Below are 21,333 nucleotides of genomic sequence, written 5' to 3' on the forward strand. Positions count from 1 at the left end.
TAGGCGGATTAGCCTTCTCTCTGCCCACTTTACTATCCTAACGCCCAATTTTGTCATCCTTCCTAAACTTGTTTCAGGACCTCTCACTTAACCCCGTAACGTAAGTAGTAAAACGAGATTCCGGATCAACTCCGGAATGACAGATTGGGGGGAGAAGGCAAAAGAAAACGTGCACCGAGTGAATAGAGAGCATGTATATTGTATTTGTTTTAGAATAGATTCTGGTATAAAATGTATATAACTTCACTTTATGCTTTCAACAAAAGGGGGATATATGCGTCACTTAAAAATCCTTACCACCTGTATATTAATTTTTGTTGGTACGTTTGCCTCAAAGTTCTTTATAGTCAACGCATCTGCTGAGAAGGAAAAACTTCAAGATAGAGGGCGTGCTTCTCTTTTAATGAGCGGTGGCAATTATAAAGAAGCGTATGACGTCTTCTCTGCTCTTGCTTTTAACCCTAAAAACGATTCACATAAAGTTGCAGATGATATGCGAGAAGCAGTTAGATGTTTAAATCAACTTGGCAGAGTAAACGAGTTTGACGATTTTATTGAGAAGGTTATATCAATACATAAGGATAATTTTCTTCTTTTGGAGCAAGCAGCTCAACTTTATATGGGACAGGAACATAACGGTTCTATAATTGCAGGTAAATTCGTTCGCGGACCTCATAGAGGGGCTTCAAAAGTAGTCAATTCTTATGAAAGAGATAGAGTAAGAGCGTTACAATTATACTCTGATGCTATCCAAAAAAGTTTAAGCCAGACAAAGACAAAACAAGATTCTTCCCAGTTAGGACGTCTTTACCTTTCTCTTTCTCAAGCCTTACTTTTTAATAGAGGTTGGCAGGAGGCTTGGCGGTTACAATATCTTACCGACTTAAATGTTTTACCTGATTATGAGGATGGCTATTTTTACGGTTACTACGGATACGGCGGTTTTAGAGGTGCACCTGTAAACCCTGATGGAAGCCCTGTTTTCCATAAAATACCAAAAAGTTGGGAGGTTGCAGAAACAGACGGCGAAAGGTATAGATGGTGTATAAACCAAGCAATGGAATATTCGCCTGATTTAAAAGGGCGTGTTTTATCTGAATGGGCAGATTTTCTACATAACCAGTTTGGTGTTGCTACAATGAGTGAATATAGAGGGTATTTTGTTAGGTTTTCAGAAGATGACTCAAAGAAAAACGAGAGTGGTCCTTACGCAGTCCACACCCTTAAAGAAAACGAGACGATTGCTCGGCTTGCTACAGGTATAAAACGGTTTAATCTACCTGACGAGTATAATTATATAAAAATTTATCAAGAAGTTGCATCAGCCAAATATGTAACACATGCAGGAAACGCCCTTGATAAGTTGGCTACAATTTTTGAAAACAGGTTGCAATACGAGAAAGCGGCTGACTACTGGCGTCAAAGCATTGATAGGTATGGTGACCAATATAAACGTAAAGAGAACCGTCTTAACCAGATTGTAAAAAATTGGGGGCAGTTTCAACCAACAACAACTCAGTCAGCCGATACTGGTGCAACTATAGAATATAAGTTTAGAAACGGGCATTCTGTTGTTTTTACTGCTTACGAAGTTGATATACAGAAACTCCTTGCTGACTTAAAAAGTTATCTTAAATCCAAACCAAAGACCCTCGATTGGGACAAGATGAATATCCAGGATGTAGGTTACCGTTTAATAACAAAAAACCAGAAAGAGTATATTGGTAAGCAAGTTGCATCCTGGGAACTTAAACTACAACCTAAAGAGAAACATTTTGATAAGGTTATTACTGTAACAACCCCATTACAGAAATCTGGCGCTTACCTTCTTACAGCTAAAATGGAAGACGGGAACACAAGCAATAGTGTTATATGGGTATCAGATACTGTTATCTTAAAGAAACCTCTCGATAATGGTGTCTACTATTTTGTTGCTGATGCAAAAACGGGAAAACCTATTTCAGGTGCTAATCTTGAGTTTTTTGGCTACCGTCAGCGATGGCAAGAAAGAAGGCAGACAGGTCAAGCGGCATACGACATTTATGTAAGACATTTTGCTGAACTAACTGATAAAGATGGGCAGGTTTTCGCCAAAATTGGTGACCAAGAAAATTACCACCAGTGGATTGTTACTGCTACAACAAAAAGTGGACGGTTTGCTTATTTAGGTTTTACAGATATGTGGATTAGCAAGTACCACGATTACCAATATAATCAGGTTAAATACTACTTTATGAGCGATAGACCTGTATATAGACCTGAGCAGGTAGTAAAGTTTAAATGGTGGGTTGGCACTGCAAAGTATGACCAAGAAGGAAAATCGGAGTTTTCAGGAAAATATTTTAACGTACGTATTGATAACCCCAAAGGAGAGAAGGTCTTTGAAAAGCAGTATACTTCAGACGAGTTTGGGGGTATTGATGGAGAATTTCTTTTAGCAAAAGATGTTACTCTCGGTGTGTATAGGGTAAACATTAACAATAGAGGGTATGCAACATTTAGGGTAGAAGAATATAAGAAACCAGAGTTTGAGGTTATAGTTACAGCGCCTGTTGAACCGATTATGTTGGGAGAAAAGGTAACAGCAAAGATAGAGGCTAAATACTATTTCGGAGCGCCTGTAACTGAAGGAAAAATAAAATATAAGGTGTTGCGCACAAGTTACCCTTCAGAATGGTTCCCTCCATTGAGATGGGACTGGTTGTACGGTAAAGGGTACGGTTGGTTAGGGTACGATTATACTTGGTACCCCAGATGGAACGAGTGGGGGTGTTTTAGACCTATACCCAGGTGGAGACCTTTCCCAAGAAGCCAGCCAGAACTTGTTGCAGAGGTAGAGGTGCCCATAGGTAAAGACGGACTAATAAATGTTGAGATAGACACAAGTCCTGCTAAAGAACTTATGGGAGATACCGACCATAGATATGAGATTACAGTTGAGGTTACCGACCTATCACGTCGAACTATTACTGGGCAAGGAACTATATTGGTTGCACGTAAACCTTTTAAGGTGTATCTCTGGACAAACCGCGGGCATTACAGGGTAGGAGATGTTATTAAAGCAGAGGTAAGCGCAAGAACCTTAAATAATAAACCAGTAGAAGGTAAAGGTGTTTTACGTCTATTAAAAGTAACCTACCCTAAAGGTGAACCAAAAGAAACAGAGGTTATGAAGTGGAACTTGAATACCAATGTTGAAGGTAACACTTATCAACAGTTGAAAGCGTCTCAAGCAGGTCAGTATCGCTTAAGTTATACTCTTAAAGATAACAAGGGGCATACTATTGAAGGTGGTTATATATTTTGTGTGAGAGGTGAAGGGTTTACAGGTGAAGGGTTTAGGTTTGAAGATATAGAGTTGGTTCCAGATAAAACAGAATATTCGCCCGGTGAAAAGGTTAATCTTGCTATAAACACCAACCGTCTCAACAGTTATGTGCTTCTCTTTGTTAGACCTTCTAACGGAGTGTATCTACCACCAAAAATTTTATCTTTGGAAGGTAAAAGTGTCGAAGAAGAGATTGAGGTATTAAAAAAGGATATGCCTAACTTTTTTGTTGAAGCGGTAACTGTTAGCAACGGGAAGGTATATCAAGAGATGAGAGAGTTGGTTGTACCCCCAGAAAGCAGAATTCTTAATGTATATGTTGAGCCCTCAAGCAAAGAGTATAAACCCGGTGAAAAAGGGGTTATAAAACTAAAGGTAACAGATGCTTCTGATAAACCCTACTCTGGAAGTTGTGTGGTAACTATGTATGATAAATCTGTTGAATATATATCTGGCGGAACAAATGTTGTTGATATAAAGGAGTTCTTCTGGAAATGGATAAGACATCATAACCCTACAATTGAAACATCTCTAAATAAAAGAAGTTACGATATACCTGATAAACCTATGTTAAATATAGGAGTTTTTGGGCATCTGACTGAAATCGATGGGGTACGTAAAGGAGAATTATCTAATGCTAAAGGTGGTATGGTGGTGGGGAGAGAAAGGGCAGAAGGACAAGTGTTAAGCCGAAACCTTTCAAAGGTAGACGCAGTAGCAGCACCTATGAGTGAGGTATCTTTTGATGCTAAAATGAAATTAGGCAAACCGCAGGAAGAGACACCTCTGGTTGAGCCGTCAGTAAGAAGCCAATTTGCAGATACGGCTTTGTGGGTTGCTACTGTTACTACAGATAATAACGGAGAAGCAGAGTTAGAAGTTAAAATGCCAGATAATCTTACCACTTGGAAAACAAGGGTATGGGCTATGGGTGAAGGTAGCCGTGTAGGCGAAGGAACATCAGAGATAGTTACAACAAAAAACCTTATTATAAGGTTACAATCTCCAAGATTTTTTATAGAAAAAGATGAAGTAGTTCTTTCAGCAAATGTGCACAATTACCTTAAAGGAACAAAAAAAGTTGATGTTATACTTGAAACGGAAGGCGGTTGTTTATCTCTTATGAAAGGTTATAAAATGACTCAGAAGGTTAATATTAAAGGTAACAGCGAAACAAGGGTTGATTGGCGACTTAAGGTTATCCAACCGGGAACGGCTGTTGTAAGAATGAAAGCACTAACCAACGAAGAATCAGACGCTATGGAACTATCTTTCCCTGTTTATGTGCACGGGATGTTAAAGACAGAGAGTTGGTCGGGGTATATCAGACCAGAAGAATCAGTTGGTGGAATTGAGTTTTATGTGCCAACAGAAAGACGCCCTGAAGAGACAAGGTTGGAGGTAAGGTACTCCCCTTCTCTTGCAAGTGCGATGGTTGACGCTCTACCTTATATGGCTGACTACCCATACAAAACTACAGAAAGCACCCTTAACAGGTTCTTACCTTCTGTTATTACCCAAAAAGTTCTTAAACAGATGGGCTTAAACCTAAAAGATATAGAAGAGAAACGGACAAACCTTAACGCTCAAGAAATAGGTATAGATAAAGAACGGGCTAAACAATGGAAACGGTTTGATGCTAACCCTGTTTTTGATGAGGAACAACTTAACCAGATGGTTAAAGCAGGGATTGAACGTTTAACCACTATGCAAAACCCTGATGGTGGATGGGGTTGGTTTAGCGGTTGGGGAGAAAGATCTTGGCCTCACACTACCGCAACTGTTGTTCGTGGGTTACAGGTTGCTCGGGCAAACGGTGTTGGTATTGTGCCGGGGGTAGTAGAAAGAGGTGTGGAATGGTTAAATAATTATCAGAAAGAGCAGGTTGTTCTACTGAAAAATAAAGATACAAAAGATAAAACAAATGTTAGATGGAGAGGTTCTGCAAATAACCTTGATGCGTTGGTATATATGGTGCTTGTAAACGAAAAGATTGATAACATTGATATGCGTAACTTCTTATACCGAGACCGTAACAATTTAAGTGTCTATGGTAAAGGGTTGTTTGGGTTGGCTCTACATAATGTAGGGGATATTGAAAAACGGGATATGTTGATTAGAAATATCAACCAGTATCTTGTAATTGATAATGAAAACCAGACAGCGTACCTGAGAATGCCTGAAGGTAACTACTGGTGGTATTGGTATGGAAACGAGATAGAAGCAAACGCTTATTATCTGAAACTTCTTGTATTAACAGACCCTAAAGGAGAAGTTCCTCCTTATCTGGTTAAATATCTACTTAATAACCGTAAACACGCAACATATTGGAACAGCACAAGAGATACTGCCCTTGTTGTAGAGGCGTTTTCTGATTATATTAAAGCAACAGGGGAAGACGACCCTGATATGAACCTTATTATTAAAGTTGCTGGTAAAGAGGTTGGAAAGGTTGATATAAAGAAAGATAACCTATTTACTTATAATAATAAACTTGTTTTAATAGGAGATGAGGTTGTTTCTGGAAAACATAAGTTTGAAATTCTTAAAAAAGGAAGAGGTCCGCTATACTTTAACGCTTACCTAACAAACTTTACACTCGAAGACCCAATAAAGAAAGCTGGGCTTGAAATAAAGGTTGAACGAAAATACTATCGGTTGGTGAAAGAAGATAAGACAATAAAAGCAGAAGGTATGAGAGGGCAGGTTCTTGAACAAAAAGTAGAAAAATATATACGGGAAGAGTTGAAAGATTTGGCTACACTTAAAAGTGGTGAGTTGGTAGAGGTGGAGTTAAAAATAGATAGTAAGAATGACTATGAGTATATCATCTTTGAGGATATGAAACCAGCAGGCTTTGAACCGGTAGAAGTAAGGAGCGGTTACGGTGGAAACGAGATGGATGCGTATATGGAGTTTAGGGATGAGAAGGTGTCTTTCCTTACTCGTGTGTTACCTCGTGGAACTCATAGTTTGAGTTATAGAATAAGGGCTGAGATTCCAGGTAAGTTTAGTGCTTTACCTACAAAAGCAAGCGGTATGTATGCGCCAGAATTGAAGGCAAACTCTGATGAGATTAAGTTGCAAGTAAAGGATTGAAAGGAATATGAAGCAAACCCAAGCAAACCCCCGAGGTTTGCAGAACTTAAGGCTATTTAGTAAACGGTAGCGGAGCAATCCTCGGGGGTTTGCAGTCGATATGGGGTGTTATTTACTCACTCAGGGACTACGGTCACGAAGGTCCGACCTTCGTGACATCTACCTTTCCTTGTATGTATCTAACTCTTTACGAAGGTCGGACCTTCGTATTAGTCAAGTGTAGAGAAAAGGAATGCGCCCTCTTTTGTCTTCTACCCTTGAGGGGAGGAGAATATAGATGTTATTTTTTTAGGTTTTCGCATAAAGGCAGAATTTTCTCCAACTGAGCAACTATCCGTTTCTGCTCTGCAAGTGGCGGTAAGGGGAAAAGATAATTTTTAAAAACCTTAAATGGTGGTATATTTTTAATTGCTGAACCTTTGCTGGCAGAGCGAGCATCTTGTTTTAAGACAACATCAAAAAACACAAGAAAGTATGGTTTATAAATCGGCTGAAATAGTTGCATACGCATTAACGCCTGATTAATAATACCCTGTTCGATATTTTCTGGTAAAACGTAGGTTTCTCCAATGGTGCCAGCACAGCTAACAATTATATCACCTGGGTAAACTTCAAACCCAGACATCTTGCTTTCAAAATAAGCTCTTTTAATATAGTATTCGCCGATTTCCGAATTTTTTTGAATAGCGTTTTTTTGTTCATATACTTTAACAGCATCATTTCCCTTGGGAACAAAAATATTTTTTGTTAAAGCACTTCCAAAAGGACCCTTTTTGTATCTACCCAACTCCCCTAACCTTGCCCACATCCAACTTTCTGGGATATCAAACGGTTTTTCTTCCTCTGATATTTCGGGTAAAGGTTTTTCTTTTTTTATTTTACCTTCTTTGATAAGACGCCTCTTTTCGGTTCGTATCTCTTTGTATAGTTTTTCTCCTGTGCCTTCATCAAGACGTTGCTCTACAAGTTTACCTTCTATGGCATATTGGAGGATGGATTTTTGCATATCGGTTGGAAAATTATTGTTAAGGGTTTCAAGTTTGGTATATGCCTGTTCATATTTATCAATATAAGGTAGTAGTTCTTCAATTTTAGCAACTATCCGTTTCTGCTCTGCAAGTGGCGGTAAGGGGATGAGCGTTTCTTTTAATTTCTTAATACTAACACCACCAATTATACCAGTCATATTTTCGGAAAACAGTTTTTTAAACTCGACACTTTGCAAATAATAAAATAGAAAAATGTTAAGTATACCATGGGCTTGAAACATACATAGTTTATTGCCAAAACATACATCTCTATCAAGAATTCCAATTTTTCTACCAGCACTACCACCTTCGATACACATCAAAATAGAGTTTTTATATGCTCGCTTAAAAGAGTTTTCGAAAGGAATACGGACGCCGTTATCGTATTCTATTTTCTGCTCAAAAGATATGTTTTTTGTAGCGATATAATCATATCCGTCAGTAAGTCCAACATACTTAGCTTTTTTCTCACTTGCTGAAATGCTATTTCCAGTATACATTTCACAGCAACTTCCCAATACTTGCCATTTCCAAGTGTCTGGTATCTGAAAAGGAGGGTTGGCAACATCAAAGCCATGTTTATTTAGAGTATATTCCCCTGTGCCTTCATCAAGACGTTGCTCTACAAGTTTACCTTCTATTGCCATCTGCAAAATACTGTTTTTCAATTCCTGTGGTGTCATTTTTTCTTCTCGCCCCCAAGGATGGTGGTAATTTCATCAAGTACAAGGTCTATCTCTCTATTTAGGGATGCCCGTTTCTCCTCATATTTTTGAATCAAATCCATTGGGTTAAGGATTTCTTCTTCTATATGGGGATAACCGCAAAGGTCAAGGTTGTAACCAAATTCTTCTATAAGTTGTTCAACTTTATATTTTTTTGCTTTATCAAAACCGTCAATATTTATCTCCTGCCGATTTTCCCACCACTTAAAAACAGGGTTAAAATGTTCCAGTTTCATAGGTTTTGTTTTAGAAAAATTCTTGTACCCTTTAGGCATATCCAGACGGTAGAACCATATTTCTGAAGTTGGTTTTGTATGGTCAAAAAATAGGATGTTGGTGGTGATAGATGTATATGGAGCAAATACGCTGTTTGGCATACGGATAATAGTGTGTAAGTTAAATTCTGAGAGAAGTTTTTTCTTGATATTTATTTTAGCGTTATCTGTGCCAAACAAGAAACCGTCTGGAAGGATAACAGCGGCACGACCGTTTTTCTTTAATCTGTACATTATTACTGACATAAAAAGATCGGCTGTTTCGCTGCTGGCAAGGTCGGATGGAAAATGGTTTTTAACGTCTGCCCTTTCACTTCCACCGTAAGGCGGGTTCATAAGAATAACGTCAAATTTATCTTTTTCTGTGTAGTCCAGCACGTCTCTCAATAGGGAGTTGTTATGGTATATCGTTGGCACATCTAAACCGTGTAGCAACATATTGGTGATACAGAGCATATACGGGAACTGTTTTTTCTCAATACCGTAAATAGAGTTAGAGTATTTTGACCGGTCGGTTGTGGTTTTAATCTGTGGTTCAAGTTCTTTAAGCCAACTTGTTATAAAGCCGCCTGTACCGCAAGCAAAATCAGCCATCTTCTCACCGATTTTAGGTTGAATAGTTTTTGCCATAAACTCTGTTACAGCGCGAGGTGTGTAAAACTCACCAGAAGAACCAGCACTCTGTAATTCGCGAAGGATAGATTCGTATATCTCGCTAAATGCGTGGCTCTCTTGGTAGTCGCTTAAATCAAGTTCGTCAATAATGTTTATGACCTGACGAAGTAAAACTCCGTCTTTCATATAGTTGTTGGCGTCTTCGAAGGTGGTCTTGACAATAGATTTCTTAATAGGGGTGTTGGGGGTAACATCTAATTTTTTTAGTGTAGGAAAGAGTGTGTTATTGACAAAGTGTAGCAGAGTATCTCCTGTTTTAGCGTTTCCGCTTTTATCGTCTACTGCCCAGTTGTTCCAACGGCACTCTTCTGGAATAATAGATTGGTAGTTGTCTTCCATTATTTCCCATTCTTCTTCCTTAGAATCGTACACCTTTAAAAATAGCATCCAGGTAATCTGTTCTATACGTTGTGCATCACCGTTGATACCAGCGTCGTTACGCATAATGTCTCGGAGTCTTTTGACAAAATTTGATAGGTTTTTCATATATTAACCGCCTTATATAGTTCTCCTTCTAATTCTTTGACCGCTTGAAGGTACCCGCTTTTACCTCCAAAGAAGTCCGTAATCCTTGCGGGGTTACCAAACTTTTGGAACGGGTAGAGTTTTAATACCTCTGTCTTTTCAATCTCATAGATACCGGTATTCATATATTTGTCCAGTAGCGCTTCTAAAACCTCACGAGCAACACCGCTATATTTGCTTAAAAAATCACGTTTCTTGACATTGTTTGCACGTTCTTGGCGTGTCAATGGTTTCTTACCAAAAGCTACGTAGCAGATAAAATCAAAATCATCTACATCAGATAAGTTCTGGTCTGCTTTCATACTTTCAAGGTTGATACCACGTTCCAATAGAAGATTTTTAATGCTTTCTTTCTTCTTCTCAGAAGACCATTGATGGATAAAATTGTCCAAAGAAGCGTATCTGCCAAGTATGTTGGATTTTGTGTAGTCAACAATGTTTTCCTGCCGTAAGAGTTTGCCGTTTGTATCATAAATAGAAACGGTCTTGCCTATAATTTCAACCGGGCAACCGTTTTCATCAACAATTGGTTTTTCTTTGGGTGCTACCTCATCACCGTAAATAATATCAGTATCGTCTTCAGAAATACCGGGAGGATTATCTTTACTATAATAATCGTCCTGCTCTATGGGTCCGTCCCAGTCAGGGTCTGCAAACAGGCGTGTTACGTTACGGAAATCCATAACTGTAAAGTGTGTTTTTCCGTCTTGTTCACGGATACGGGTGCCACGACCGATAATCTGTTTAAATTCGGTCATAGAACCTATCATCTGGTCAAGTACAATCAACTTAATCATTTTGCAGTCAACTCCAGTAGAAAGTAGTTTTGAGGTGGTAGCGATTACAGGGTATTTTGGTGCAACCGAAATAAAATGGTTCAGTTTTCTTTTACCGTAGTCGTCGCTTCCTGTTATACGAACAATGTAATCGGAGTTCTTTTTAACCATATCGGAATTGAGGTTTATCAGTGCTACCCTCATACGTTCAGCGTGGTCTTCGGTAGCACAGAAAACAATGGTCTTATCCATCCGTCCTACGCTTTTAAGGTACGTTGTAATCTCTTTTGCTACCTCTTCTGTGCGGTCTTCAAGTATGATGTTGTAGTCAAAATCGCTGTTGGAATAGATGCGATCTTCAATCTCCTGCCCGTTTTTATCAAGTTGTCCTTTATACGGACGCCAACCTTCGCCTATGTTGGTACGGATATTGATTACCCTAAACGGAGCAAGAAAACCGTCCTCAATACCTTCCCGTAAACTGTATGTATAAATTGGTCCACCAAAATAATCTATATTAGAAATATATTTTGTTTCCTTAGGGGTAGCAGTCATACCGATTTGAGTAGCTGAAGAGAAGTAGTCAAGTATTTTACGCCAGTTGCTATCTTTCTTTGCTGAACCTCTATGGCACTCATCAACTATTATAAGGTCAAAAAAATCTTTACGAAATAGGGTAGTTAAACGTCTTACAGTTTCGTCTTCGGCTTTATCAATTTCATATTCAGCTTTCTCAGTTTCATCTTCTTTGCGGTCGGTTAGTTGGTGATATAGGGAAAAATAGACCTCGTAAGATGTTATAGTAGTTGGGTTATCTTTAGCAAAATTAATTTTATGAATCACCTTTTTAAGTGGCGCAAAATCCTGCTGAATAGATTGGTCAACAAGAATGTTTCTGTCAGCAAGGTATAACACTTTTTTCTTCATACCACTTTTAAGTAACCGATAAACTATTTGAAATGCTGTGTAGGTTTTACCTGTTCCTGTTGCCATAACCAGTAAAAGACGATCTTCTCCTTTTGCGATGGCATCTACGGTGCGGTTGACTGCGTTGCGTTGGTAGTAACGAGGAGCGTAAATGTTTGGGTTTGTGTAGTATGGCTGAGAGATAATATCTTTTTCTCTGTCCGTCAGTTGTTTTGCAGCATAGTATCTATCTATTAGTTCATAGGGAGAGGGAAATTGGGATAAAGGAATTTCTCGTTCTTTTCCTGTTAAAAAATCGTGTTCATAAAAAGCGTCACCGTTGGAACTGTAAGCAAAAGGAACATCAAGCATCTGAGCGTAAGTTATGGCTTGTTGTAGCCCGTAAGATACGGTATGTTTGTTGTCTTTTGCTTCAACGATAGCAATAGGGTTGTTTGGGTTTATGTATAGAATATAATCGGCTTTTTTGGGGTCTTCGCGATTTACTAAGTTACCTTTAAGGTTTATTCTACCGTCGGTAATTTTAGTTTCCATAGTAATATGGTTGAAACTCCATTTTGCTGTAATTGCTGGAGTGATATATCGAAGTTTAATATCTTCTTCGGTCATCTGTTTTTTTGGAATCACAAATTACCTCTCCCTATTTGTTTGCTGTCTGCTTTGCTGTTTTTTGTCAGCAAGGAGTTTTAAAGTTTATTATATCACTTAACCAGTAGTTTCTCAAAAACTTGGCATAAAAGAGAGATTGCCACGCCAAAACACGGCTCGCAATGACAAACTAATAGAAAAGAGGATGGGGAGGTAGTTTTTCACAAATCAATCTCAATCCCTTTGGTGCGTATCTCATATATTAGTGGTATCCAAGTATTCTCTTTGTATGCTTTTACAGAAAGAGGAACTGGTTCAATTCTGGAATCTATCTCTCCTGCCACCTTAAATAAAAACATACCTTCTTCAACGGTATCTTTCCCAAAATCTTTTGAAATTATTGCCACATCAATATCGCTATCTTTATTAGGAGTAGTAGAGGCATAAGAACCATATAGAATAATTTTATCTATTCTTATACCTTCTTTTTTTACCCTTTCTACAAACTTATTAATTTTTTCAATAATTGATTTTTCTATTACAGGTTTTACTTTTTTAACCATTTAAAAACCCTTTCAATTTCTTTTAATTGTTCCAACGTATATTTTTTTGTACACTTTTTGTGAAAAAGTTTCTGTTCATCAGGGTATCTGGATTGAAAATAAAATTCCATAAATTCACTCAATTTTGTTAAAATATTCTTCGGAAATTTTAATCCAGTTTTTTCTGCCAACTGAGGTAGGGAATGAGTAAAAGGGGCGTGTTTTTTTCTGTTTTTCACATAAACTGCTTTTAAGATTTTTTCGAGAGCAAGATGTCCAAAAAACAAAGCGTAAGGATACTTCTCTTTTTCATATAAACTTTGAGCAACAGAAAAATCATAGTCGGCACCTTCTACCCAATACTGTATGGTTTTTTCTATGTCAAAATTCATATAAGAATTTTAGCATATTGATATTATTAAAGCAAAAAAGAAAGGCGTAAGTGGTGTTATTTACTCTCTCTGGTACTCCTGTGACGTGGATTAAGTGAAAGATCCTGAAACAAGTTCTGGATGACATTCCCAAAGATATGCCTTCTACCCTTGGGGGAGAAGGGCAGGGATGAGGGGGCTGTTAACAGGCGAGGAAAAACGGAAGATATAACGACAAAGGCAAAAGACCCCCTCACCTTACATCCTCTCCCCCAATGGGAGAGGAGAGTGTGTGTGGAATTGCCGGTGCTTTTGTCTTCTACCCTTGGGGGAGAGGAGAATACAGGAAAATTAAGCGGTTGTGTCCCCTGCTCTTCTTGCTATACGTCTTTCAAAAAGATAATATACAACGGGGACAACAAACAGAGTTATAAAAGTAGCGCTTAAAAGTCCTCCTATAACTGCTCTTGCAAGAGGCGCCTGAAACTCGCCACCTTCTCCAAAACCAAGTGCCATAGGTATTAATGCAAGAATGGTTGTGAACGAGGTCATAAGAATTGGTCTTAAACGTCTGCGTCCTGCTTCTTCTATAGCGTCTTTGAGTAGAAAGTTGTCTCTACGACGTAAAAGAATTATATGGTCAACTAAAACTATAGCGTTGTTGACAACAATCCCGCCTAACATAATACATCCTATAAAGGATTGTATGTTAAAGGTTGTCCCTGTTAGAAATAGTAACCACACAACCCCTATAGCTGCAGGAGGTATAGAAAACATAACCACAAACGGATCTCTCAAAGATTCATATAGAGAAACCATAACCATATATACTAAAAGTAAGGCAAGTATAAATACACCTACAAGTTCTCTAAAAGCCTCCTGCTGTTCTTCATATTCACCTGTAAGTGCCATAGAAAAATCGCCTGGAACAGGTATAGACTGTAGTCCGTTCTGCACATCTTTAATAATAAGACTCATATCTCTGTCACTTGTATTGGCAGATACTGTAACAATACGTTCTTGGCTTTTTCTTTCTATTGTTACAGGACCTGAATGGGGTTTCATATCAACAAGGTTTCTTAAAGATACAGATTGCCCATAATTGTTGACAAGAGAAAGGTTAAGTATATCTTCCATACTCATTTTATCGGCATCTTCCAGTTGAACAAATATACGGTGCTCGCTACCACCCTCCCTAAAATAACCAGCAGTGCTACCACCTAAAGATATCCGAAGCATATCTGCAACTTGTGACACATTAAAACCCAAATCTGCCGCTTTAAGTCTATTAACCAGTATAAGTTGTTCGGGTATACCTGTTTCTCTGCTAACTTGTGCGTCGGTAACTCCATCAACACCTTCTACCATTTTTTTTACTTGGGAAGCAAGGTTATCAGCTGTGGTAAGGTCATACCCGCGAATCTCTACTTGAACTCTATCTGCGGTGCCTGCTCCTCTCATTAGCATCCTTGTGAACATACCGGTCCCAGCACGAGTTCTAACAATCATACCAGGAATATGAGATAGTTGTTGCCGTATATCTGAAGCAATCTTTTCACTGGAACGTTTTCTTTGTCCCCTACCCTTTAAAGAGATTCTTAACTGCCCCGTATGGGACCCTGACGTCCAACCAGAACCGCCTACAGTTGTTATTTTGTTTTCCATTTCTGGAATTTCTTTGTCAACAACTGTTTCAATTTTCTTAAATTGTTCATCAACTACAGCCAGTTTGGTACCTACTTCCATCTCTCCTGTTATCCTAACTTCTCCTTCATCGCTTTGAGGAACAAGTTCTCTACCTATCATAAGCCCAACCCCAACACTTACAACAAGTACAATAAAAACAGTTATAAGAACAACCCAACAATGAGTAAGAGCATGTTTAAGCATTTTTTTATACAGTTCTTCCATCTCGGTAAGCACCTTACCTATAGCCCTGTATAATTTATGTAAAAGATTTTCGCCAGTAAAGGATTTCTCGTCTTCAAGTTGTAGAAATTTTGAGGAAAACATTGGAATCAATGTCAAAGCAACAGCAAGGGAACAGAGTAAAGCAAAACTTACTACCATAGCAAGTTGTTTAAACATAACCCCTGCCATTCCTCTCATAAAGACCAGAGGAAGGAACACTACTACTGTTGTAAGAGTGCTTGCAACAACAGCAGAAGCAACCTCTTGGCTACCTGCCACAGCAGATTCTTCTTGACTAAGCCCATCTTCACGTAGACGATAAATATTTTCTAAAACCACAATAGCGTTATCTACAAGCATACCTACCCCCAATGCAAGTCCGCCTAATGTCATTATATTGAGAGTAAATCCTGAAAAATATATAAGACCAAAAGCCGCTACAATAGAGATGGGAATAGCGACAGCAACAATTGCTGTACTTCTAAAGTTACGTAGAAAAAAGAGTAGTACAAGAACAGCAAATAGACCACCGTATAAGGCAGATGTCCCAACTGAAGAGATAGACCTTTTAATATAACTTGATGAATCTACAATAGGCACAAGCCGTATCTGAGGCATATCTTCGTTAATCTTTTCTACTTCTGCAAGAACATTCTTTGCAACCTCAACCGTATTTTTACCAGACTGTTTTGTAACAGAGAGGTTTATTCCAGGGCGACCATTGACACGGACAGCTCGAGTAACTTTTTGTGAGGTATCTTTTACAGAGGCAATATCCTTTAATCTAATAGGAACATCCTCAAGTTTTGCAACCACAGTATTAGCAATCTCTTCAACGGTAACATATTCGCCAGGAGTTCTAACTATAACATCTTGGTAACCACGTTCAACCGCACCAGCAGGAAGAACAACGTTACTTTCTGAAATAGAGGAAATAATTTTGTTTAAAGGAAGGTTTAACGCTTTAATTTTTCCAGAATTAAGACTTACTCTTATCTCACGAGTACGACCACCGTATATATCCAGTGCGGCTACTCCCGGCACACGTTCTATTCTGTACTTTATCTGTTCGTCTATAATTCTTCGTAACTCTATCGGGTCAAGGTTACTGGATGCGCCTAACATTACTATAGGCATACTGGAAGGGTCAAACTTTCTCAAAGTTGGCCTATCCATATCTTCTGGTAACCGAGAAATAATTCTATCAAGACGGTCTCTAACATCATTTGAAGCAGTATCTAAATCTGTCCCCCATGAGAATAGCACCCTAACTCTACTGCGCCCTTCCGAAGAATTTGAAGAGACTTCTTCAACTCCAGGCACAGCACTCATTGCTTCTTCTATAGGGCGTGTAACAAGTTCTTCTATCTCTTCAGGGCTGGCATTCTCATAAGTAGCCGTTATACTTATAGTAGGGTAAGTAATATCAGGCATAAGGTCTATAGGAAGCCTTTTCAAAGCGACGCTTCCTATAATAATTACAATAAGAGCAACCATAGTTGTTAGTAAAGGGCGCCTAACAGAAAATTGAGATATGTTCATCGATTCCCTCCAGAGTGGTTAGGTTCACCAGAAGGCTGGTTCTCTTCTTTTGGTGTACTAAACCTTTCTTCAGGCAAAACAATAGGGGAGCCGTCGTCCAGAAGATGTTGCCCTAAGGTAACCACATACCCATCAATTTGTGGCTGAAGGATTTCCACATCTTCGGTGTTGACAATACCTGTTTTAACTGGCACAAATTTTGCTTTTTTCTCTTCTAAATCAACAAGAAAAACACCTTCTTTTTCATCTCTTGTTAATATTGAAGCAAAAGGTACAACAGTTGCCCCAGTATGCCGAGCAAGTTCTATCTCTGCTTTTACAAAAACTCCAGATTTAAGTAGATGATTATGGTTAGCAACAGTTACTTCAATACGGGCAGAACGAGTAGTTTCTTGTAATGTAGGAGAGATACGTGAAATTTTACCTGAAAACTCTTTACCTGGGTGGGCATCGGTAGTAATAACAACAGGTTGCCCAATATGGATGCTGGAATAACTTTCTTCCGTAATATATATCACACCAGTCAAAGAATCGTTATCTATTAAAGATATAATTGAAGCATTGGCACTAAGCATATCTCCTTCGTTTACATAACGTTCTCCAACCAACCTAACATTGTTCTCTCCATCCCACACAGCCCTTACCTCTGTATAAGAAAGTTTTATTTGTGCGTTTTTTAGAGATTCTTCTTTCTGTTTTACCTGAGCAATGGCTACCTTGTATTTTGCTTCTGCAACTTTGTAAGCCGATTCTGCTTTATCAAGTTCAGATTCTGATGCTATCTTTTTTTCTCTTAGAATTTTTGCTCTTTCAAGTTCTCGTTTTGTGGTTTCTATGGTGCTCTTGCATTCTAAAACATTTGCTTTTGTTACTTCTAAATCAGCTTTTGCTTGTTCTACGTCTTGATAGTATTCTCTACTATCTAACCTTGCAATCAGTTGTCCTTTCTGAACTTTGTCACCAATATCAACTGTTAATTGTTCAAGTCGTCCAGAGATTTTAGGTGCAAGAACAAATTGAGATTGAGGTGTAAGGGTACCGCTAAACTGTCTTACCTCTCTGATTGTTGTTTTTGTGATAGGTGCTACTTCAACAGCTATTGCAGGTCTTTCACGCTTTTGTTCTGATGATTTTGTTTTTTGGGAAACACTTTGATAGATTTGCCAACCAAATAGAGCAACAAAAATAAGCAGAACGGCTGTTATGACATTCTTTTTCATTATTAAACTCCCGTTGTAATTTTTAAAACAATATTTTTATATAAGCTGGTGGTCTTTTAAAATTTGGTAACCTGAACACCTCTTCTTTCAAGTATTGAACCTTCAATACGGAACAACTCAACCAGAGAGTTAAGATACCCAACAATCGCTTGAACTTCTGATATTTGAGCGTTTAGAAGATCCCTCTGCACTTGTGCAACAAGGAGAGGAGTAGACCTACCAACTTTAAACTTTTCAGTTTCTGCGTGAACTTTTTCTTCTTGTAATTTTAGAGTTGCTTGTATGGCCTCAATCTGTTTTGCAACCCTGTTCACCTCTATATATGCTAACCTTACATCCATCTCTACCAGTTGAGAAAGATTATTGAGAGCTTCTTCTGTCTGTTGACGAGATAACCTTGCTCTTTTATATTTTGATTCTGCCTGCCTATTATCAACAGGCCATTCAAACATTACTCCAGCTGAAACATCATACCTTCTACCTGGAATATCCTGTATGGAATTTCCAAAGGAGTTTGCATAACCGGTTTTACCAAGATTAACAAAAAAATCGAGTTTTGGAAGTAGTCCATTTTTTGTTTTCACTATTTCTATATCACCTTTTTTTATATCTAAAAGAGCTTGGTTTATATCGGAACGCATTTTTAGAGCAAGTTCAAAATGAGATTCTACGTTATCAAGTTTTACAAAAGGAACAGAAGGCATATTTTTAAGAGTAATTTCTTGTGCCAAAGATAAATCTCCGGTAGAGTTAATCAATCTAAGTAATTTAAGTTTCACCGACTCAAGGGAACTTTGAGCGTTAATCAAAGATTCTTTACGTAGGGCAACTTCCGCTTGTGCTGCTGATAGTTCTATTTCTGCAAGTTCACCAACATTTATTCTTTCTTCTGTCTCTTTTAGTTGTTGTTCTGCAAGTTGGAGAGAATTGTTATATATTTCTATTTGACTAAGAGCCAATGCATAATTCCAGTACGTTGTTTCTACACTTGCAACAAGGTCCTCTGTAAACCCTCTCAATTCATATTCAGAAACTAAAGTATCAAGTTTCGCCTGCCTAACATTTGCCATATTAAAATCAAGCCCTGCGCCTTGCAAAAGAGCCTTTGTAACTGTAAAACCTAAATCTGCAGTGTACTGGTCGCTGTAAAGGTCAGACCAATCTCTGCCAAGAGTAATCCCAGCAGAAACTTGAGTTCCGCTCGGCAGTGATCGTTCAACACCTACATTAAGGTTTGTTAACCCGCTACTTACATTGCCAGCTGGTTTGGTTTTTGTTCTTACTTTCTGGCGAGAGGCATTAAATCCAGCTGAAACAACAGGGTCAAATTTAGACATCTCTTCTTCTTCATAAGTAGACTTTATATGAGGAACATATTGTTCAACCTTAAGAGAGCGATTATTTAATAATGCCGCTATAATAGCATTTTCTACGGTTATTTCAAGAGGAGCGTTTTCAATATTTTGAGAGGTATCAGTTGTAGGTATATTTTCTGCTTGAATAAAAAAAGAAAGCGTTGCAACAAAAAGAAACAACGATAAGAAAATCGTTTTAAAATATAACGGAACAACTTTTCTACAAAAAATTTTTGTTTTCATAACCACGTCCTTTTAATTAGGGTAAAAATGTTAAACGTAACCCCAACCCAGTTGTGTTATTGTAAAACATTTGAACCAAATTTAGTAGCAATTATATAAAAGATTAGACTCTCTTATTGGGTATGAGGTTTAGTTTTTACTTTAATATCCTAAACATACTTACACTACTAAATCTATATTAAAGCACCAAGCTTGACTTTTGTCAATTTACTACTGAGTAAGATACTTGCTTTCTGTTTGCTCTTCGCCCTATCCTTCTTCTTTTGTCTGTTTATGAGCATTTTTTTGCATAACAATCCTATATATAACCTTTATTGTTTTTATATACTTAGGAAATATGCTAAAATACAAAAAAAGGAGGCAATTATGAAAAATAATTCCTATAAAATAAATTGGAACAAAAACTGGAACGATGAGGTTTGCCTCTGGAGCCAACCTTATGGACACACCCCGCCTATAAGACATTTAAAGAAGGTTCATTCTTCAAGAAAAGCGTCAAATCTTCTCCTTCTCGCAGGGGAGACAGAACAACTAAAAAATATTAACTCAACGGGTATACTGCAACAGATTCGCAGTATGCAAACAACAGATAATTCCTTATTACATGGTTACATAAAATGGTATTTTGAGGAGACATACCCTGCAGATACCAACGCTCCATTTTTTGTTGGGCTACCACTAATAATTCTTTGGTGCTCGTACCAGAACCAATTAACCTCTGAACAGAAAGAAGTTCTTATCTCTATCTTTAATGATTTGTATATATGGTTTAAAAGGGAGTTGTGCGAACAGGTATGGTTTTACCCGAACAAGGCTTTGGGTGATGTTGTTTGTGTATGGATGCTGTACGAAATATGTAGCCCAGAAAACCCGCTTATTGAAAAGGATAAAGAGACTATTTTAGACCTAATTCTTAAAGCTGCCGATTATTGGACAGAACATAAATGGGGATGGGGCGAGCATTTGAGTGATACCTATGCTAAGGTATGTCTTGATGAGCTTTCTGTTCTTCTACTTATGAATAAAAAACTTCCTACAACATTACAGACCAAGTATAAAAAATTGTTTAACCAACTTCTTGAAATAGAAGATAAGTTTAGTGGAGGACCAAAGGTTCCTGCGTTAAGAACCTACCATTTTCTTTCCTGCCCAACGTCAAACAATTATAGGGATTTGGTTGCACCTCTTCCTTCCCAAATAAAAATTGATGATCTTGATTCTTTAACAAGGTACACGTTTTACAGATTAAACTGGCACCAGTTTGTACCACAAAAAAAAGCACCTATAAAAGAAGTACAAATAGATTGTTTTGATAATACTGTAACTAAGGCATATATAGAAAAGGATATACGCATTGGTTCTGTATCAAGGTTTCCAATTATGCCAAGCATGGATAGGTCGGTAGCAGGTCTTTCTTGGCAAAGTATGCCTGTTGCTATATCCAGACCAGATAAGACGTGGATGTTTTTGCAGTGGGAAACAGAGGAGTTTGATAAGGTTAGAAGACATCCCGCCGATGATGTTAAGAACGCTTATTTAAACTATGGATTGTCAGAAGTTACCAACCCACCTTTAACTGGAAAAACTTACTGTATACAGAAAGGCGAAAGTTTGATAGTTTTAAGAATTATGCCTCAAATATCTCAACATTGGGAATATTTAACTGATAGGTTGCGAATAATTGGAGAACCGGGAGAGATATTTGAATCCCAAAAGAATGAGATGTGTTACGAGTTGTTTATGGAGTGGGGAAAAAGGTTTTTGAGTATAAACTGCTTGGTTTTACCTGCATACGATAAAAAATATGAGTCTTTATCCATAACAAAAGCTTGTGGGACTTTTTGTGAAACAAACTCAAAAAAAGATAAAGATAGTTATATTGTTGCCCCTACACTACAAAAAAGAAACAAATCTCTTGATTGGGATATTCTTTATCAAAAGGCATCTTTACAAAAGAAACGTTTGATAGCTTCTGTTTGGGCGTTTTCGTTGAATAAAATAATCGAATCTCCGAAATTAAAACTTGGCTGTTCTGACCCGTTAATACCTCGGATGTTTGAAGAAAATATTTGGGAAATTGAATGGGAGTTGTCAGGTAAAAAATGGAAATTTACAGTAGACCCGCTCTCAAGAGAACCTCTTAAAGAAAGATAGCAGAAAGAATATCTTATTATAGTATTTCGGCGAAACAAAGACAATTATC

General features: G+C 37.9%; 10 protein-coding genes. 2 read left to right on the forward strand and 8 right to left on the reverse strand.

What is annotated here, in order from left to right; translation table 11 throughout:
• Positions 1-274 precede the first annotated feature (274 nt).
• Positions 275-6,427 (forward strand): MG2 domain-containing protein, encoded by a 6,153-nt coding sequence (locus tag M0P98_05615; GenBank protein ID MCK9266340.1) that lies wholly within the window; start codon positions 275-277, stop codon positions 6,425-6,427.
• A gap of 280 nt (positions 6,428-6,707) precedes the next feature.
• On the opposite strand, the gene M0P98_05620 is transcribed toward M0P98_05615, so the two are convergent.
• The 8 genes from M0P98_05620 to M0P98_05655 all read right to left on the reverse strand — a co-directional run bounded on the left by M0P98_05620 (position 6,708) and on the right by M0P98_05655 (position 19,130).
• The gene (locus M0P98_05620) at positions 6,708-8,138 is read right to left on the reverse strand and encodes a restriction endonuclease subunit S (protein ID MCK9266341.1); all 1,431 of its coding nucleotides are present in this window, start codon (positions 8,136-8,138) and stop codon (positions 6,708-6,710) included.
• Positions 8,135-9,616, reverse strand: a complete 1,482-nt coding sequence (locus M0P98_05625) for a type I restriction-modification system subunit M (protein MCK9266342.1) — start codon at positions 9,614-9,616, stop codon at positions 8,135-8,137. The genes M0P98_05620 and M0P98_05625 overlap by 4 nt, the downstream gene beginning before the upstream one ends.
• Positions 9,613-11,967 (reverse strand): DEAD/DEAH box helicase family protein, encoded by a 2,355-nt coding sequence (locus M0P98_05630; GenBank protein ID MCK9266343.1) that lies wholly within the window; start codon positions 11,965-11,967, stop codon positions 9,613-9,615. The genes M0P98_05625 and M0P98_05630 overlap by 4 nt, the downstream gene beginning before the upstream one ends.
• A gap of 200 nt (positions 11,968-12,167) precedes the next feature.
• Complete coding sequence (locus M0P98_05635) at positions 12,168-12,509, reverse strand: nucleotidyltransferase domain-containing protein (GenBank protein ID MCK9266344.1); 342 nt, start codon at positions 12,507-12,509, stop codon at positions 12,168-12,170.
• Positions 12,494-12,880 carry a HEPN domain-containing protein gene (locus M0P98_05640; protein ID MCK9266345.1) on the reverse strand — a complete coding sequence of 129 codons (387 nt, stop codon included), beginning with the start codon at positions 12,878-12,880 and terminating at the stop codon, positions 12,494-12,496. Before M0P98_05640 ends, M0P98_05635 begins: the two co-directional genes overlap by 16 nt.
• A 330-nt stretch (positions 12,881-13,210) precedes the next feature.
• A complete protein-coding gene (locus M0P98_05645; GenBank protein MCK9266346.1) occupies positions 13,211-16,312 on the reverse strand; it encodes an efflux RND transporter permease subunit in 3,102 nt (1,033 codons plus the stop codon).
• Entirely contained in the window at positions 16,309-17,532 is a 1,224-nt protein-coding gene (locus M0P98_05650) for an efflux RND transporter periplasmic adaptor subunit (protein MCK9266347.1), read from the reverse strand. The genes M0P98_05645 and M0P98_05650 overlap by 4 nt, the downstream gene beginning before the upstream one ends.
• Before the next feature lie 56 nt (positions 17,533-17,588).
• A complete protein-coding gene (locus tag M0P98_05655) occupies positions 17,589-19,130 on the reverse strand; it encodes a TolC family protein (GenBank protein ID MCK9266348.1) in 1,542 nt (513 codons plus the stop codon).
• 366 nt (positions 19,131-19,496) lie between these two features.
• On the opposite strand from M0P98_05655, the gene M0P98_05660 reads away from it, so the two are divergent.
• On the forward strand, positions 19,497-21,284 hold the full coding sequence (locus M0P98_05660; protein ID MCK9266349.1) for a hypothetical protein: 1,788 nt from the start codon (positions 19,497-19,499) through the stop codon (positions 21,282-21,284).
• Positions 21,285-21,333: the final 49 nt, after the last annotated feature.

The organism is bacterium (assembly GCA_023230585.1).
Lineage (GTDB): Bacteria > Ratteibacteria > UBA8468 > B48-G9 > JAFGKM01 > JALNXB01.

Excerpts from the sequence above, each read along its gene's own strand:
- M0P98_05615 (MCK9266340.1), top strand. The coding sequence starts at position 275 with ATGCGTCACTTAAAAATCCTTACCACCTGTATATTAATTTTTGTTGGT.
- M0P98_05620 (MCK9266341.1), bottom strand. The coding sequence starts at position 8,138 with ATGACACCACAGGAATTGAAAAACAGTATTTTGCAGATGGCAATAGAA.
- M0P98_05625 (MCK9266342.1), bottom strand. The coding sequence starts at position 9,616 with ATGAAAAACCTATCAAATTTTGTCAAAAGACTCCGAGACATTATGCGT.
- M0P98_05630 (MCK9266343.1), bottom strand. The coding sequence starts at position 11,967 with ATGACCGAAGAAGATATTAAACTTCGATATATCACTCCAGCAATTACA.
- M0P98_05635 (MCK9266344.1), bottom strand. The coding sequence starts at position 12,509 with ATGGTTAAAAAAGTAAAACCTGTAATAGAAAAATCAATTATTGAAAAA.
- M0P98_05640 (MCK9266345.1), bottom strand. The coding sequence starts at position 12,880 with ATGAATTTTGACATAGAAAAAACCATACAGTATTGGGTAGAAGGTGCC.
- M0P98_05645 (MCK9266346.1), bottom strand. The coding sequence starts at position 16,312 with ATGAACATATCTCAATTTTCTGTTAGGCGCCCTTTACTAACAACTATG.
- M0P98_05650 (MCK9266347.1), bottom strand. The coding sequence starts at position 17,532 with ATGAAAAAGAATGTCATAACAGCCGTTCTGCTTATTTTTGTTGCTCTA.
- M0P98_05655 (MCK9266348.1), bottom strand. The coding sequence starts at position 19,130 with ATGAAAACAAAAATTTTTTGTAGAAAAGTTGTTCCGTTATATTTTAAA.
- M0P98_05660 (MCK9266349.1), top strand. The coding sequence starts at position 19,497 with ATGAAAAATAATTCCTATAAAATAAATTGGAACAAAAACTGGAACGAT.